This window comes from Kitasatospora sp. NPDC056184, assembly GCF_042268405.1.
Taxonomy (GTDB): Bacteria; Actinomycetota; Actinomycetes; order Streptomycetales; family Streptomycetaceae; genus Kitasatospora.
Window position 1 is genome coordinate 85,778 of sequence record NZ_JBHJUI010000013.1, and the last position, 17,986, is coordinate 103,763.

The 17,986-nt window shown below is 69.0% G+C and carries 7 protein-coding genes; 3 read left to right on the plus strand and 4 right to left on the minus strand.

Going from position 1 to position 17,986, the window contains the following annotated elements; genetic code table 11:
- The first annotated feature begins 6,332 nt into the window (after positions 1-6,332).
- Positions 6,333-6,530, plus strand: coding sequence for a hypothetical protein (locus tag ACFC0B_RS25085; protein ID WP_376089869.1), 198 nt, complete (start codon positions 6,333-6,335; stop codon positions 6,528-6,530).
- Positions 6,531-7,547: 1,017 nt separating this feature from the next.
- Here ACFC0B_RS25085 and ACFC0B_RS25090 read toward each other — a convergent pair.
- The 4 genes from ACFC0B_RS25090 to cas7u are packed head-to-tail and all read right to left on the minus strand — an operon-like array spanning position 7,548 to position 14,409.
- A complete protein-coding gene (locus ACFC0B_RS25090; RefSeq protein WP_376089872.1) occupies positions 7,548-8,657 on the minus strand; it encodes a hypothetical protein in 1,110 nt (369 codons plus the stop codon).
- A gap of 2 nt (positions 8,658-8,659) precedes the next feature.
- Positions 8,660-11,740, minus strand: a complete 3,081-nt coding sequence (cas3u, locus tag ACFC0B_RS25095) for a type I-U CRISPR-associated helicase/endonuclease Cas3 (RefSeq protein WP_376089875.1) — start codon at positions 11,738-11,740, stop codon at positions 8,660-8,662.
- Complete coding sequence (gene csb2 / locus ACFC0B_RS25100) at positions 11,737-13,209, minus strand: type I-U CRISPR-associated protein Csb2 (RefSeq protein ID WP_376089878.1); 1,473 nt, start codon at positions 13,207-13,209, stop codon at positions 11,737-11,739. The genes cas3u and csb2 overlap by 4 nt, the downstream gene beginning before the upstream one ends.
- Positions 13,210-13,215: 6 nt before the next feature.
- Positions 13,216-14,409 (minus strand): type I-U CRISPR-associated RAMP protein Csb1/Cas7u, encoded by a 1,194-nt coding sequence (gene cas7u, locus ACFC0B_RS25105; RefSeq protein WP_376089881.1) that lies wholly within the window; start codon positions 14,407-14,409, stop codon positions 13,216-13,218.
- A gap of 717 nt (positions 14,410-15,126) precedes the next feature.
- Between cas7u and ACFC0B_RS25110 the strand changes: the two genes are divergently transcribed.
- Entirely contained in the window at positions 15,127-15,747 is a 621-nt protein-coding gene (locus tag ACFC0B_RS25110; protein WP_376089884.1) for a tyrosine-type recombinase/integrase, read from the plus strand.
- Positions 15,748-16,813: 1,066 nt separating this feature from the next.
- Positions 16,814-17,584, plus strand: coding sequence for a restriction endonuclease (locus tag ACFC0B_RS25115; protein WP_376089887.1), 771 nt, complete (start codon positions 16,814-16,816; stop codon positions 17,582-17,584).
- Positions 17,585-17,986 lie beyond the last annotated feature (402 nt).

Below are 17,986 nucleotides of genomic sequence, written 5' to 3' on the forward strand. Positions count from 1 at the left end.
TTATAGCTTCTGTTCCATCATTGCATTTAATTTACCCCTTTTATCACCCCCCTCCCCCCTTTCCCCCGGGGGCGGCCCCACTCCCCCCCGTTCAACGGCCGCCACCACACCTCGCTCCAGCAAAACGGCAAGGAGGTCTCGCACTTCACCTTGAGGTCAAAGAATAATCCACACACACGCCGCTGGAGCAACGGGTGGCGACGGACCTGTGGCCACACCTGGGGGCCATTTGGGACCATCCGGGACCAAAAAACGGGCCCCGAAAACCAGCAAGAGCGAGCCTTTGGTTTCCCAAGTGCCCGCTCTCACAACCGACTTCACAGTCGGGACGACAGGATTTGAACCTGCGACCCCTTGACCCCCAGTCGCCCGGCGATGACTGACGCTGCACGTCAGACGGTAGACAACCCGCGTTGTTCGTTCACCGAAAGACACCTCGGAGACGGCGGTGAACGACGCGCGGTCCCCGGCAAGTCCCTACCAAGTAGGCCATCCTGCTGCAATGGTGCCGCACCGGGATGGTATGGGGCGACCACGCCAAGCGTACCGAGCCCGGCCCAGAGGAGGAGCTGCGGGGTGCCACACCGGTGAGATGCGGAGTGACGGCGGGCTATCGCCGCAATCGAGACCATGAAACACACGCGATGGTGCCGCACCAGAACAGTGCGGAGCGACCCATGCGCCGGTACCAGCGGCAATCCAGTTGCCGAAGCTGTGATGGTGCCGTACCGAGACGGTGCGGAGCGACCAGCGAACTTACCGGTTCGGCGTGCGTCGGCATCGGCGAGCTGTGATGATGTCGCACCGGAGTGATGCGGAGCGAGACGTTATGGCATTCCGCAGGCGCTGGAGTAATGACCCGCTGCGATGGTGCCGCAGCGGGACAGTGCGGAGGGAGTTGGCCTTGGCCTTGTCGCTGCCCGCCTCGTGGATGCTGTGATGGTGCCGCACCGGGATGGCGCGCAGAAACCCGCGGGACGCGCCGGTGACGATTGATCAGCCGGTGCCGCTGAGGGTGCGGAGCGACTGGTCAGCGCCGCCTCGATGGCGTCGCGGATCTCCTTGCTGCGATGGTGCCGCACCGGGGTGGTGCTGAGCGGCTGGAGAGCCATGTGGGGCCCCCGGTGGCGACCTGGCAGCGATGGTGCTGCGCCGGGATGGTGCGGAGCGACGTATCGGCCCCACTGCTCCGACCAGATCACCTTGCCGCTGCGATGGTGCCGCGCCAGGACGGTGCGGAGTGACCCGAGCACGAGCGCGGCTGCAGCGCGCAGAACATCATGCTGTGATGGTGCCGTACCAGCAGGATGCGGAGGTACCTACTGACGGCGGGGCTCTCAAGATGGAAGAGGAGAACCTGCGATGGTGCCGCACCCGGATAGTACGGAGGAATGCGACTACGTCTTTACGGATGAAGCGCACGAGTACAAGCTGCGATGATGCCGAACTGGGACAGCGCGGAGTGACTCCGGCTCCATACGCAGCCGTATCGGGCCGCGGTGGTGCCGTATGGGGGTGCGGAGCGCTCGCTGAAGCGTAGTAAAGGTCGGGCGAGAAGGATCAAGCTCTGCAATGGTGCGAAGCGACGCCGGTTCAGCTGACTCTTGAACGTCCCCGAGAGATGCTGCGATGGTGCCGCACCGGAACAGTGCGGAGCGACAACCGGAAAATACGCGTTCACCGCTATATACCGCGCACTGCGATGCTGCCACACCAGCAGGGTTCGGAAGGACTTTGTCCCCGGGGGCGCTGAACTTCTTAGTCAGCTTGCTGTGATGCTGCCGCACCTACATGCGGAGGAACGCCAAGGCCGGGTAAGCCGCAGAGCTGCAGCTGCGATGGTGTCACATCGGAACCCGCGCGGAGCGACCGGTTACGGAGCCATGCAAGCCCCACACAGCAGCAGCACCAGATTCTCTTGGCTGCAACGGCGCCGCGCCGACCAGGTACGGAGCGGCGCTCCTGATGACGCACCAGTTCAACGCGGAGACGAATGAGCGGGCATATCCAGCACGGCATCCATGGCTGGCTGTGAAGGTGCCGCACCCAGATGCGCGGAGGGACCTTCCAGAAATGGGCCGGCCACCAGCACGTCCCCAGCTCGGATGGTGCCGCACCGGGACGGTGCGGCACCATGGGCGTCGGTGGTGGCGGGCAGTTGTCGCCAGTCGGTCCTGCTATGGTGCCGCACCGGGACGGTGCGGAGTGGCCCCCTACGACGACAAGCTGACCGCCACACTCACGTGGCTGCGATGGTGCCGCACCGGAACTATGCAGAACGACTGCTTGATCAACAGCCCGACCAGCGTGAAGTTGAGCCTGCGATTGTGCCGCACCGGGACAGTGCGGAGCGACAACCAAGACGGAGCAGTGCCCGCCACTGTGGCGGCAGCTGCGATGGTGCCGCACCAGGACAGTACGGAGCTACAACTCTTGCGGCGCGTACACGCGAAGCTGGGACGGGGCGGGGCGACAGCCGGCCTGACCCCTCAACTGCTTCCGCGGCCGAGTGGCTGCGATGCTGCCGTACCGAGATGGTGCGGAGCGAGGCCTACACCAAGGACAAACAGACCGGACTGAAGGCGCTGCGATGGTGCCCCGCACCGGGACGGTGCGGGGCGAGGACGACTGCCTACCTCGGCCGCTCCGGCCGCGGGATGCGATGGTGCCGCACCGGACGGTGCGGAGCGACCCGGATTGCGAAGCTCGACTCGGACCGCGCCATGGAGCTGCGATGGTGCCGCGCGGGATGGTACGGAGTGATGGCCGTGCGCCCGGGTGTCCGTCAGGCGAAGCAGTCGCTGCGATGGTGCCGCACCGAAATAGTGCGGAGCGACCTGCCTGTCGCTGCTGGACGTCGCCCGGTGGACGAAACTGCGATGGTGCCGCACTGGGAGGGTGCGGAGCGACTGCTTGGTCAGGTCGTCAACGTCAGCGGCGACGCGCTGCTGCGATGGTGCCACACCGGCCAGATGCGGGGGGACTTCGACCACCGGACGATCAGCCGCACCAACAAAGTGTGGAGGGATCCTGACGGCGGCCAGCGTCCCGCAGGCAGTCATCGAGCTGCAACGGAGTCGTTCCAGCAAGGTGCGGAGGAACCGGCCACCAGGCGTTCTGAACCAGGTTTGGACAGTCCCTGCGATGGTCCCGCACCGGAAGAGCGCGGAGAGACAGCCACGACCGACCGTCGACGCGTTGGATGATCCGACCTCGATGGTGCCACACCAGGTTGGTACAGAGAGCCTCAAAGCCCATGAAAGACATGGCCGGAGGCAACGTGCGGCAATGGTGCTGTACTGGCAAGGTGCAGAGGGACGAGCGGCTGGACCGGATCGAGCACGAGCTGCACCCGCTTCGATGGTGCCGCACCGAGGGGTGCGGAGGGATGGTCGAAGTCCGGCGACCACTGCTGGCGGGTGACCCAACTGCGATGGTGTCGCGCCGGCAGAGTACGGAGGGACACCAAGAAGGCCGAGCTCTCGGTCGAGGTCGAGAAGCCGCGGTGGCGCATCGGCCGCGTACGGAGGCATGTAAGCCTCACACAACAGCAGCACCAGATTCTCTTGGCTACAACGGTGCCGCGCCGACCAGGTACGAAGCAGCGCTCCTGATGATCCACCAGTTCAAAGCAGAGACAAAGGAGCGGGCATCTGCAGCACGGCATCCACCGCTGGCTGTGATGATGCCGCATCGGGGCGGTGCGGAGCGGCCAACTCATGCTGGATGCCTGGAGCTGGCTGAACTACCTGCGATGGTGCCGCACAGGGATGGTTCGGAGTGACCTACTGCGAGGACCAGACGAAGGGATACGCGAAGGAGCTGCGATGGTGCCGCACCGGCAGGCCGGGCATAACAATGGTGGTGCCGGACCAACCGACCTGCGATGGCGCCACAGCGGGATGGTGCGGAGCGAAGGTAGTGCCGCCGAGAAGGTAGTCCTGCGGGACCCCACTGTGATGGTGCCTCGTCAGGGTGGTTCGGAGCGACATCCCCGAGTTCAAGCCAACGCTGCCATGCAACGTGCTGCGATGCTGCCGCACCGCGAGTGCGGAGCAACGTGCTGATGTCGCTGCGGACCAATCTGGCCAAGGCGCTGCGATGGTGCTGCACCGGTGAGGCGCCGAGAAGCGACGCTCGCCTCCGAACGGATCCGGTCTAGTCTGGGGCTGAGATGCTGCCGCATCGGCATGGTGCGGCGTACCGGGAGGCTGCGACGCCGTCGGTCTGTTCGATGGCGGCGAGGTGTCCACGGACGTCCTGCGATGGTGCCGCGCCGGGATTGATGCGGAGGAAGTTGGCCTCGTGCCCGGACAGGCGATCGGTCTGAAATGGCGCCGTGCCCGCGAGGCGTGTGCCGCACCGGGATGGTGCGGAGGGACTCCCACACCCGCAGGTGCACCAGGTCGATCCGACTGCTGCGATGATGCCACACCGGCAAGGTGCGGAGGACTCGGCCCGCTGTACCGACTCCACACGGGCGACCCGCTGCTACGGTGCCGCACCATGAGGTGCGGAGGGACGCCGAGAAGGTCTACACGGCCGGTGATGGCAACAAGCTGCGACGGTGCCGCACCGGGACGGTGCGGAGCGAGTGGGCAGGCTCAGGTCCTCGGTCATCTGGACGTCCGCACTGCGATGGAGCCACGCCGATGCGATGTGGGGACCACTGCTGACAGGTGATCCAGCTGCGGTGTGCGGCACCGGGATGGTGTGGAGCGACCTCCGGCGTGATCTTCTTCGACAAGGCGCAGGATGTGCTGCGATGGTGCCGCACCGGGACGGTACGGAACGACCTCCGCTCGACCAGTGGAACGGTTCGGCGGGCCCGATGCTGCTATGGCGCCGCGCCGGGATGATATGAAGCGACCGCTGAATCAGGCCTTCGACTTGCCGACACACGCGAGGCTGCGATGGTGCCGCATCGGAAAGGTGTGGAGCGACGCCCAGTGAGCCGGCGAGTCCGGGTTGATGGTGCAGCTGCGATGGTGCGCACCGAACTTGCGCAAAGGCCCGCCATGGAGACGTACCTAGCCGAGGCGACGCTGGAGCCGTGATGGTGCTGCAGCCCAGGACAAGGCGAAGGGGCGCCAACTCGTTCGGCCTGCGGCAATGCTGCCGCACTGGAAAGGTGCAGAGAGGCCCCGGCCCCTGTCCGCTGCTCAACGTCGCGTGGGATGAGATGCTCCAATGGTGCCGCACCGGAACGGTGCAGAGTGACAACCCAATGGGCCGGGCTGTCGGGGTTGGTGGTGGCGCTACGATGGCGCCGCACCAGGACGGTGCAGAGCAAAAGCGGTTGAGTTGCTGGGCCGAAACCGCGGGCAAAGGCATCCTGCTGCACCGGCGTCGTCAGCTGGCTGCGATGGTGCCGCACCGGGGGGGGCAGTACGGAGCGACTGGCGCGTCTGAGCGGAAAACGAAACCGGCGGCGAAGCGCTGCGATGATGCCACACCGAGACGGTGCGGAGCGACACGGTACCTCGGCTGGAGCGCATCAAGGCCGCGCTGCTGCGATGGTGCCGCGCCAAAACAGTGCGGAGCGACACCGCCGACCGTCCGCAGAGTCATTGCCAGTGTCGTAGCTGCACTGGTGCCGCACCGAGATCGTGCGGAGTGGAGCCCAGGAGCCGGTTGCGGAACGGGGCGGTGGAAAAGCTGCGATGGTGCCCCACCGGGATAGTGCGGAGCGACCTTCGGGGCGTCGTCCCGAGCTGGAATCCACGCCTCACTGCGACGGTGCCGCACCGAGACGGTGCGGACCGACGTCGGAACACACCACTGCGGCGGCGACGATCCAGCAGCTGCGATAGTGCTGCACCCGGAATGGTGCGGAGCGACCTGCGGCATTGCCGAGTTGGACGGATGGACGGCCGGGCTGCGATGGTGCCGCACCATTCGGGTGCGGAGCGGCGAGGACCTGGTGAGGGTAACCACGGGCGACGAGCGACTGTGATGTTGCCGCACCTGCATGGTGCGGAGCGACCCGTCGGGGTCGGGTGCGTCGTCGGTGAGGGCGAGGCCGTGACGGCGCCGCACTGGGGTGGTGCGGAGTGACGTCCAGGCCGAGCGGGTCGTTGACGAGCCACGCGGTGCCGCACCGGGACGGTGCGGAGCGACCGGACGTCGCCGGCGTGGTAGCCATGCAGGACGCGGTGCCGCGATGGTGCCGCACCGGGAGTGGGGCGATATTCCGGGCTTCATAACCGCCCTACGAGTCCCCCGGCTGAGATGAGCCGCACCACCGGCGTGCGGAGGCGCAATCTTCCCCGAGATCACCTCGGCGACAACGAACAGGCCGCGATAAGGCCGCACTGGGAGGGTGCGGAGCGATGGTCATGGAGGGCCCTGCCAGCAAGGGCGATCGGGCCGCGATGTTGTCGCACCAGGTGAGTCCAGAGGGGCGCCAGACAGCTGGCATCACCCTGCGCGGCATCTTCGCGCTGCGCGGGAGCGGCGCGGAGGCGCTCGGCGTCGTCAAGCGTGTGCGCGCCGCTGCGATGGTGCTGCACCGGAATTGTGCGGAGTGATGGCGCCGACCGTGTGCAGGTCAACGCTAGCCCGGCCGCTGCGGCGGTGCCCTGAGGTTCGGAAGCACGACTTCTCACGAAGGCGGTCGAGGCGCTGGTCGCGTAGCTGCGATGATGCCGCACCTGGGAGCGAGAGGGTGCGGAGGGACGTTGAGGGAGCCTGCGGTCGCGGAGGCGAGGAGCGAGCTGAAATGGTGCCGCACTGGTGAGGTGCGGAGCGACCCACGCGAGGACTGCCCCGAATGCGTCTGCCACATGATGCTGCGATGGTGCCGCACCGAATTGGTGCGGAGGCACAGGGGCTGCACAAGCGTCGCGCCAAGGCCGTGGTGCTGCTGCGATGTAACCGCACCGAAGAGGTGTGGAGCCGCGGGACAGGCCGCGTACGTCGCCCAGGATGATACCGAGACTGCGGTGGTGCCGCACCGAATGGTGGGAGGAACGACGCCCTGCGAAGGGCCGTAGGTGTCCGCGATCTTGCTGCGATGGTGCCGCACCGGGGCGGTGCGGAGCGACCCGTGATCTTCGCCAACGAGTACCGGGCCAACGCCGGGCTGCGATGGTGCCGCACCGGGATGGTACGGAGCGAACTGGGACACCATCAGGAACGCCACGGTCGCGGCCTGGCTGCGATGATGCCGCACTGGAACGGTGCCGGAGAGACTCGGGGGATCTCGGCTCGGGCAAGAGCGTGCTGCTGCTGCGATGGTGCCGCACCGGAATTGTACGGAGCGGCTGGCGCACGGTTCCCGTTCAGCTGGGAAGCGTACCTGCTGCGATGGTGCCGCACCAGGATAGTGCGGAGCGACGCGCTTGGGCTGCTGGTTTAGCGGCTCGGGGAGCCCGTTGCTGCGTCTGCGGGGGCCTTCTTCGGGGCACATCGTTGCTTCGGTGTGGTGGGGTGTTTTCATGTTTGCTTGTGGTTCCGAAGCCGTGTCCGGCCGGGGCCTCATGCTGTGTGTTGGCGCTGTGGAGTTGTCAAGGACCGGGTGTTGGAGGGGTGGCCAGCAGCGAGGTTCAGGACCAAAGGTGGCGGCTGGCGGCCAGGGGTCCGTTGGATTGTTTGAGGCCGGTTCGGGGTGCAGTGTAGAGGGCGGTGACGCCGAGGTTGGTCAGCATTCTGGCATTGCGGTTCGTGCTGGGGTCGGTGGCGCGAACGGCGGGGTGTTCGAGCAGGACGGTCACGTCGGTGGTGGTGAGTGGTGGTGCCCAGGCGGGCCAGCGTAGGGCACCGCGGCTGTCAGTGGTGTCCCAGCTGGTGGCGGCTTGGGTGCGGCCGGTGGCGGTGAGGCGGAAGGTGGCGAGGGCGTGGAGGGCGAGCCAGGTGGGGCCGGGGGCGCCGCGTTGGTAGGCCTTGCCTTCGGAGTTGGTGTGGGCATCGCCGAGGGAGCGGTGGTCGAAGTTGGCGGAGGCGTAGTCGGAGATGCGGCGCCAGCCGTCCAGGGCCGAGCGGATCTGCCGCGGGTCATTGCGGCAACCGAGGACGGCTTTCTGCATCAGGCCGGTGATGGTCATCTGGCCGGCGGCGGCGATCAGCGGGGTGACGGAGGTGCGCCGCACCGTGGCGGGTCCCGGCTCCTCCGTGGGCTCCGGGTCGTTCTTGCCGGTCTTGGGTTTGGTGTCTTCGAAGCACATGACGTTGGCCAGGGAGGCGAACCAGCGGGCTTGACGGTCGCCCGTCTCGCGTTCGCACTGGGCGAGTTCGCGCAGCGTCTGGTGCGCGGTGTCGACGCGCATGCGCAGGGCTTCGTTGGGGGCAGTGGCGTCCTCGCGTGGTCGGGTCAGGAGTCCGGGAACGTGCGGGAAGGAGTCCCAGACTTCACCCTCCGCGCCGGCCGCGTCGGCGTCCTCGCCCTCCCCGTCCTCCGTCTCGGCGGCGTCCGTGGGCTCCCCGGTTCGGCGGGCCGCCTTAACGGGCTTGGGCGGGAGGTGGCTGGTGAGGAGCTCGGTGAGGGTGTCGAGCGTGAAGGGTTGGTCGGTCGTGAGGACGGCTCCGCCGGCCGGGCCCTTCCAGTGGAGTAGGGGATCGGTGGGCAGGGTGGCTGTGGTGAGTTCGAGGATGCCGAGGGCGGCGAGGAAGCCGAGCGGGTCGTCGGAGCGGAGTGCGGGGAGTTCGAGCTGGTGCATGGTCAGCTGCCTTCCTCGGAGCAGGCGATGTCGGCGAGGCGCAGGACCGTCTCGAGGAGGGCCAGGCCCCAGAAGCCGTAGCGCCGGTTGAGGTCACGGAAGCGGCGTGGGCCGTTCCAGTCGGTGCCGATCACGGTGCTGGAGACGGTGACGGTGGTGTCGTCGGGCATGGTGCACTCGACGAGGACCGGCTCGGGGTCGGCGAACGCGGGCAGCATCGGGCGGCCGTAGCCGTGATGGGCAGCGACGAGGTGGGTGACGAGGTCGTGGTCGACGCCTCGGGCGGTGAGGGGGTTGGTGGCGAGCCAGGCCTGGACGGCGGCGGCACTGAGGGCTTCGTGCCGCAGGTCCTTGGACCAGTTGGCCAGCCGGGCGGCGCGTCGGCGGGCGGCGCGGTCGGCGGGGTCCATGCCGGACTTGGCAAGGGGCTCGGGCAGGGACTCGGCAAGCAGGCGGTCACCTGAGCAAAGCATGCACAGGAACCGCGGGTGGCCCTTCCCGCAGTCGTGGGCTCTGGCCGCCAGCACGATGGCGTCGACCAGGTCGTCGGGCAGTCCGACGGCTTGGGCGAAGTCGCGGGCGCGTTCGCCGACGGCCTGGTGGTGGTACTTGAGGGTGACGGTGCGAGTGAGGCTGCTGCTGTCCGAGTCCTCGTCATCGACGGCGATCCGATAGCGGTCGACGTCAGTGAGCCGGGGCGGGACGAGGACGATCCGGCCCGGACCACCCTGGTCGAGCAGCACCACTCCGGCCGCAGCCGCACGCCCGGTGCGCCATTCGGCGACCTCCAGCAGGGTCTCCAGGCGCCGGCGGAGCAAGGGCGTGTGTCGGGTGGCGCTGTCCTGTGCAGTGTCGGTGGGCAGGACGTCGAGGAGCCGGGTGATCGCGGCGCGGACCGCGTCGGTCGTGCTCGCGGCGTCCGGGTCGTCGGGGTCTGCGGTGAGGTCGGTGAGTACCTGTTTGATGATCGGGGTGAACTGTTCGGGGGCGGTGCCGGTGGTGCTGGCCAGGACGATGGCGTCGAGGCGTAGTGGGGTGCGGGTGTGGTCGGTGGGGTGGTCGCCGAGGTCGGGGACGGGGGTGTCGGGGTCGGCGGTCCAGCCGTAGGCGTCGTGGCCACCGGCGGTGGTGGGCAGGACGAGGGTGGCGCCGGGCTTCAGGTCTTGGATGAGGCGTGGGGTGGTCCAGGTGCCGTCGGTCCCGCGTTGGAGGACGGTGGTGCGTAGGCGGGTGGGTGGGTTGCGGGGTTGGGGTGTGGTGTCGGCGTTGGTGCCTTCGAGGTCGCTGGTGTCGGGGGTCGCGCGGGGTTGGGTGAGGAAGCGGCGCACCGCGGCGAGGGGCAGGGCGAGGGTTTCGGCGGTGTGGACGGGGGTGGTGCGGATGTGTTCGGCGAGGGTCTCGGGGTCGGTGGTGTCGGTGGGGAGGTCGGCGCGCCAGAGGAGTTGGACTTCGGGCTGGCCGGTGTCGAGTCCGTGGAGGAAGGGGGCGGGGGATTCGTCGGGGACGGGGATGGGGCTGGTGCGGGCGAAGGCGGCCAGGCGTGTCTGCTCGACTGGGGGGATGTGTTCGCCGGCGTGGGTGAGCGGTGTGGTGTCGGTGCCGTCCAGCAGGTCGGGCAGGGTGGCGGGGTTGAGGATCAGGCCGTCGAGGAGGTGGGGGGTCAGTTCGGCGGGGTCCTGAGTGTCGTGGGTGGGGGTGTGTTGGGTGAGCCACTGCCAGGTGTGGGCTGCGGCCGGGCCGTAGACGGGGATGCGGTCGGGGTCTTCGGGGTTGTGGGTGCGTACGAGGATCGCGGGCGCGGAGCCGAGTTCGCCTCTGCGGTCGAGGCGTCCGAGGCGCTGCAGGGCGGAGGCCCAGTCGCCGCATTCGCTGACCATCGCGCCGAAGGTGCAGTCGATTCCCACTTCGAGGGTCTGGGTGCTGACAACGACGAGGGGGCGTTCGCGGTGCGGGTCGATGCCGTCGAGGAGTTCGGCCAGCGGGCCGGTGACGAGCAGGTCGCGCTCTGCGGGCCGACAGCGGCCGGTCAGCAGCAGCACGTCCACGTCGGTACGCCGGGAGAGCGCTTCGTGGGCGGCGCGGGCGTGGGTGATGGTGTTGGCGATCACCGCGACCGCGGGCAGCCGCAGGATGGGCAGGACGGCGTCCAGGCCGGTCTCGGCAGCGAGGGCGAACGCCTCGGCAGGCTTCTTCGACCAGCCGCTGGCGTCTAGCAGCGTCACGTGGCGCTCGGCCGCGATCCGGCGCCCGGCGATCGGGTGGGCGCGGTCGTCTTCACCGATGCCCAGGCGGGGACGGCCGCTGTTGGCGCTGGTCGCCGACAGGCTCACCACCCGAAGCGCGCGCGCCGCCAGTCCCTCGCGCGCCGCGGTCTGCTGGTAGAGCGCGGTGTCGGCAGCGGTCGCCAGCAGGGCCTTCGACAGGTGGGCCTCGTCCAGCGCGAGCAGGGCATCGTGCCCGGTCAGGGCAGCATCGATCGGAGCACGCTGGGGGGAGGTGTGATAGCCGCGGAACAGCAGGCGACTGCCGTACTGGTCCGCGGTCGACGTCACCACCAGCGGCTGGGCCGGGCTGCTCACCCAGTTCGACTCCCAGCGGGTGCCGCCCCGCATCCGCACCACCTCCAGCGGCGACTCGCCTCCGCCGAGGTCACGAAGCGATGCGGCCACCTTCGCCCGCACCGAACCGGCTGGCGCCCCGGCGAGCGCTGCGGCCAGTTCCGTGGAGTGCTGGTGGGCCTGGTCGACCACCAGGCGCCGGTCGACGCAGAAGAACAATCGCAGCGGCACCTTCCGGTGCTCGCGGCCCAGTCCGCGGGCGTGTTCCCAGGCCAGGAGGAAGAGCCAGATGTCGATGAACGTGGTCTTGCCCAGGGCGGTGGGGACGTCGAGGTCGGGCCAGTCGGCGCCGTCGGCCACGGCGTCCAGGTAGGCGCTCTGCCACGGGAACGGCGCCCAGCCCTCGCACCCGTCGCACACCGCGGTCGCGGCCCCGTCGGGGCAGTGGGTGTGGTGGTGGACCTCCCGGAAGAAGGCCGGGAACTCGGCTGCCTCGATCGCCGGCAGCCGCTCGGTGCCCGTCACTGGTCGTCCTCCTGAAAGCCGGGCTCCGGGCGGCACAGGCCCAGGCCGAAGTTCTTCTTGCTGCCCAGCACCACCGGCCCCGTCACCGGGACCGGGAAGGTCAGGCGCACGTGGCAGCTCGGCAGCGGTCGCTCTCCGTCCTTGCGGCGCACCGGGAACCCATCCACGCCCCGCGCACCGGGCACGAGCGCGCCGCGCGGGCTCACCTGCACCTGCGCAGGTTCGGGCAGGCCGGCCGCGGCGCAGCTGGCCGTGACCGAGTCCGCCCACGCGGGTTCCTCGTACTTCTTGGGGAAGCGGTCGAGGACCATCGGCAGCACGGTGGTCCACACGGTCGAGGGCCTCTGCCATGTCCAGGGCTGGACGGTCTGCGGCCATGAGTCCTGGTCGGCGGGGCTGACCCGTGCCAGGTCCAGCGGTTCCCCGTCCGTGAACCGGATCCAGCGCAGGCCGCCGTCGTGGCGAAGGAGGGCGGCGAGCAGTGCCTTGCGGTCCTGCCTGGGCATCTCGCGGGGTAGGGCGATGCCGAGGCCGCGCAGCATCCCGTCGGCGTGGTGGTGGCCGGTGAACGGGAGCGCGAGGTAGGCGACCGGGCGCGGGCCGTCCGGGCTGTTCTTGTGGCCGTGGACTGTGGTCATCGCCTCGACGTCGTGGCCCATCGCCTCCAGCGTGCCCATCACCATGCTCCGCAGCCGGCCGGTCAGCTCCAGCGTCCACCGCGGATCCAACGCCACGCCCGGGGCGAACGAGAACGCCAGCAGGTCACCGAACGGACCATCCGCTACCGGCGGTTCGGCCCGGTCATCGTGCTCGGGGTCGAGGTAGTGGTGGGTGAGCGACTGGCTCCAGGCCGGCCGCTGCTCCTCGAACGCCTCCTCCAGCCACGCCAGGTAGCCGCGGTAGGGGATTCGGATCGGCCGCGAGCCCTTCGGGTACTCCCCATTGGCAGCCGGCCTCCATCGCTGCCGCCACCCGTCCTCGTCACCGGGCTCGTCGGGCCCGCACCAGGCATCGAGCAGCCCGGACCCGGTCGAGCGACCGAAGTACGGCACCCGAAACACCAGTTCCTTCAGCGTCGGGGCGAGCTCCTCCCCCGGCTCCGCGGCCCAGCTGAACACCATCCGCGTCCCGGACAGCGTCTTCTGCGCCCACGCTCGCGGCACACCGCCGGCGGTGCGCCCCGGCAGCGAGCCGTGGGTGACCTTCTTCGGGTCCACGGTGTTGGTGACCACCCACGCCCCACGTGGGTGCTCCCCCTCCAGCGGCCTGGCCGGCACCGTGATCACCGGCGGCTCCTGGGCCTCCAGCCAGGTCAGCGCCATCCGCTGCGCGGCGTCGTCGAGGTCGGCGTGCGCGACCAGCGCGCAGAACAGGCGGGCCGGGTGGGGCGGCCACTCGGCCTTCTCGCCGTCCATGGCGGTTGCCTGGTAGAGCGGCTCCAGCAGCTCCACCGAGATGTGGAAAGGCATGACGCTCTACTCGCCTTCCGCCTCGCCGATGCCCTCCAGGCGGAAGGAGCGCTCGATCGCCTGCTGCACCTGCGCGTTCGGCCGCAGCCGCACCGGCTCCTTCGACCACACCAGGCCTACCTCCTCGGCCCGGATGCGCGCGAACTCGAACAGCTCCAGGGCCTGCCCCGCGGTGTCCAGCTCCAGCAGTTCCGTCACCGCCACGCCCTCACGCCCGCGGCCGACCCACTCGATCCGCTCCGACACCAGCAGCAGGTCGCAGCCCGAGCGCAGCCGCACCGCCGGCGCCGCGAACGCCAGCCGGTCCCCCAGCAGCGCCAGCGCCGCCAGCAGGGCCCTGCCTGCCCGCACGTACTCCTTCGGCGCATCACCGAAGCGCAAAGCCCTCAGGCCCGCCATCGCCAGCGTCGCGTTCCGCTCGATCGCCTGCACCGTCACCCCGCCCATGCCCTCGACCGGCGGGATCATGCCGTGCCCGACCGCCGACGCCTTGAGCGTCTTCCCCTTGCCGCTCTTCTTGCCGGTGCCCTCGACCGGCCTCCAGCCGTCGGCGGTCAGCTCCACGTTGTCTCCGGGGAAGTTCCACTTGTCGAAGCGCCCTGCCGCCCGCTTCCCGGACAGCGGATGCAGGCCCACCATCTCGGAGGTGTAGGTGCGCGGCACCTTCAGCTGCACGCGGCGCTTGCGGTGCGAGTCCCAGAGGCCGAACACCAGGTCCGACGGCGCTGACTCCAGGAATGGCCGCACGTCCGCCGTTCCCGTGTCACGCAGCGCCCGGCCCGTGTTCGTGTCGTCGAACTTCGCACCGGACTCGTCCAGCGCGTCCCGGAAGTACGCGTCGCGGGAGCGGTGCGGCGCGTCCAGGTTCGTCATGCGAAGCTGCCGGCCTTCCGCGGTCACGTGCAGCGCCAGATGCGGCACCACCGCATCCCCCAGATCGATGGCCTCCAGCAGGGCCGTCTCGCAGCGGTTCGCCTGCGACTGCCGCTGGTCCAGCAGCACCACCCTCGTGCGCTGGCCGCCGACCCACCGGTCCTCGACCAACTGGCCCGGGCCGTCGGTCTCCTTGAGCTTCACCGTCGGCGGCGCCACCGGCGCCCCCACGCCGGCCACCGGCTCGTACTGAGCCACGATCCGGATCGCACCGTCCGCCGACAGCCCGCTCGCCGCCCCGGCCAGCCGCTCGTACAACGCTTCCATGAAACCCTCCTTGGGTAGAACCTCTCGGACAGCTCGCATCGAAGCAGCCCCCACTGACAGCCCTCACTCATTTGAGTGACTAGTCGTCAGAACTTTTTTCTGGCATTAGAGTTGGGCTATCATCCGGCAGATTCAGGAGACTCGCTGCGGTGATCTTCCTGAGGTCTTGAGGTGGTGCCACAGCACCGGGCATCAGCAGTTGGCCTCCGAAGCTCCCTTCTGCCCACTGGGAACCAGCCACTGCCGAGGGTGATGGAGGCAGCGAAATCTGCCCCGGCACGTCGCCCAAAGACGGCCTGCGGAGGGTCGCACTGCTAGCCATCCAGCAGGGGTCAGCTACCCAGCCCAGGTCACGGAACATCCCGAAGCCCCAGGCGTCCTCGAAGCAGGGCACCGCGCCCAGGTGTGGGCGACACTGCGGGTCCCGAACCGCAGCTCCGTCTCGCTCAAGCAGAAGCACGTCTCGGAAGCGAGATGTAGTCGACCTGGGTGCATCGAGCGGCAGCTCGCCAAGGCCGAGGGCTCACGGTCAGAACCTCCAGGTCGGCATCAGATCACCAGGCCCGGCGGGATTCGGCGCCCACCGTTGCGCAGCACACGAGGACCGATCGGCAGAGGACACGGTCTGGCTCATCGACCGCGGGTGTCGCCAAGCGCGTGCCTGGCTCCGCAGACGGTGAGCGGGCCCCGTACGCTCCGCATCCATGCCTGACAGCCATGAGAAGGCCTCTGGGTCCTTCCTTCCGCTTCGCCGCCTGCACCGCCGCCCGCGTCGGCGAAGTCTCCGGCGTCCGCGTCAAGGACATCAACCGCTTCGACTGGACCTGGGACCTGTGCCGTCAGACCACAACTGGCCCCGGCGGCCTCATCGACAAAGGAACAAAAGGCAAGCGACGCCGCACCGTCCCCGTCATCGAAGAGATCCGCGACCTCGTGAACTGGCGCATGAACGTCGTCGGCAACGACCCCATGGCCCGCCTGTTCACCGGACCACGCGGCGGCCGCATCACCACCGCCATCCTCCGCGACGCCACCCACTGGGACGAAGTCGTCGTCAGCCTCGGCTACGAGTACCTGCGCCGCCACGACCTGCGGCACACCGACCTCACCTGGTTCGCCGACGCCGGCGTCCCCATCCACGTCCTCCAGAAAATCGCCGGACACGGCCACATCACCACCACCCAGCGCTACCTGCACCCGGACAAGAGCTCCATCGAGAACGCCGGCCGTACTCTCAGCAAGCACCTGTCCACCGACCGCCACACCCCGCAGACACCAGCCTCCGCCCACCCGGCATCCGCAGAGGCGCCAGTACGCCACCTGCGTCTCGTCCAGTGAGCAACCATCGTGCTGTACAAGTGGATTTGTGACAGCAGAGGAAGAACTCGACACGCCACCCTGGGCACGGCTGCTGCGCCGCGAGCAGCTGGCACGCAACATCCACGGCAGCCTCAGAGCCTCCGGGTTCACCGTGCCGCTGGCAACGGTCCTCGACCACTGCAGCGCTCCTGCCAGAACTCCGGAACCGGACGCTCCCACTCCCCCGCGCGCGAGCGCGCCCTCAGCACAGCCCGCCGGATTCCCGGCAGCCCCAGCCGGGTAGGGCTGCCGACGTATCGCTCAGGCAGCACGGGCTCCCGCACCGGTCCGCACTGCCACGGACCAGGGGGTGGACGGGTGGCGCGCCGAAAGACCGTGGCGGAAATCCTCGCCGAGGCGTACCGCTTGAAGCAGCAGGCACGAGCCGTGGAAGCCCAGCGGGCCGCCGCCCCGCCTTCCCACCCCCGCCCCGGCCCCGCCCCCGGAAGCGGAAGGTCAACCCCGCCGTCGAACACGCCCGTCTCCTGGCCGCCGGCGAGAAGCACCTCCAACGCGAGGAGGCCACCCACTCCAAGGAAGCCGCGCGCGTGGAGGCCGAGTTGGCCAAACGCCAGACGGCCCGCCGCCGCGCGGAGGAGACACGGAGGCGCGAGGAGGCGCAGGCCGAGAAAGCAGCCGAGCGGCAGGCCCGGCAGGCGGAGACCGATCGCCTCAAGTCCCAGGCGGAGCAGGACACCGCCGACTGCCAACGGCACCGCGAGGAACTGGAGACGGTCCTGCTCCTCCGGCCCGACGGCCTCGAACTGTGGCACCCGCACGTGAAACAGGCCTTCACCCACGACGGCCCTCAGGGCGTCTCGAATGTCGTCGAAGACCTGCTGCGGCGCTCCCCCGTCCCCGACGGCTGCCGCACCGCGGCCCACGCCATCTACGTCCCGGAGGCCCAGCAACTCCTCATCGAGGTCGACCTCCCGAACCACGAGATCGTCCCCACCGTCGCCTCCTACCGCTACATCGTCCAGCGCTCCGAGATCGTTCCCCAGCCGCTCAAGCAGGCCGAAGTGCAGACGCCTACGCCCGCCTGGTGGCCCGCCTCGCCCTGCGGGCCCTGGACGAGGCGTTCTCCGTCACACCGGCCGCCTTCGTGGAGAGCATCATCCTCAACGGACGCGTCAACGCCACCGACCGCGCCACCGGCCAAGCGATCCGGGCCTGCGTCGTCAGCCTCGTCGCCCTACGCAAGGACTTCGCCGAACTGGTCCTGGACGAACCGAGACTCGACCCCCAACAGTGCCTCCACCGCCTCGGCGCCACCGTCTCCAAACACCCCCACGACCTGGAACCGGTCACACCCGTCGTCGAAGCAGACCTGTCCCGCTACCGCATCATCACCGAAACCGCCGTGGTGGCCACCCTCGACAGCCGGCCCGACCTGCTCCAGATGAACCCCTACGACTTCGAACGCCTGGTCCGCGAACTCTTCGAAGCCATGGGCTACGAGACCTGGCGCACCCAGGGCTCCCGCGACGACGGCGTGGACGCCGTCGCGACCTTGACCGACCCGACCGGATCCACCATCTTCGCCATCCAGGCCAAACGCTCCAAGAACGTGGTCCCGGTGAACACCGTCCGCGCCATGTCGGGCGTCATGCACGACAAGGACACCGGCTACGGCATCGTCGTCACCACCTCGTGGTTCGGCAAGGACAGCTACGACTTCGCCCATCGCAACGGCCGCCTCCGCCTCATCGACGGCCGCAACCTCAAAGCCCTGCTCGCCGAACACCTGAACATCGACGCCCTGATCGGGCTGCCCAAGGTCCCCCCGGGCTGGCAGGCCGCCGACCTCGTGTGAAGCCGAACGCGCGCCCGCCGCACAGGGTTGCGGCGGGCCTTCGGCCCATGGCTCCGGTCCCCAGCTGGTCCCCGGCAAGATCACGGAGCGGTGGCATCGCAGCCGCCCACCACCTGTCGGGCCATCAGCAAAAAGGCCGCTGATCTGGGATTTCTCCCGATCAACGGCCTTCCGACATTACTGTCGGGACGACAGGATTTGAACCTGCGACCCCTTGACCCCCAGTTTAGTAGGGCTATCACATTAGCTCTCGAAATGCACCCACCCGCACGTCGTGCGTGTGCAGATGAGTGCGCCTCGCGCACCTCGTGCGGCGGCGCGCATGACGTGTGGTCCCCAGCTGGTCCCCAGGTCAGGGGCTTGGTCGGGGTCCGGATAGCGTTCACGCCCCCCAGGGTAGCG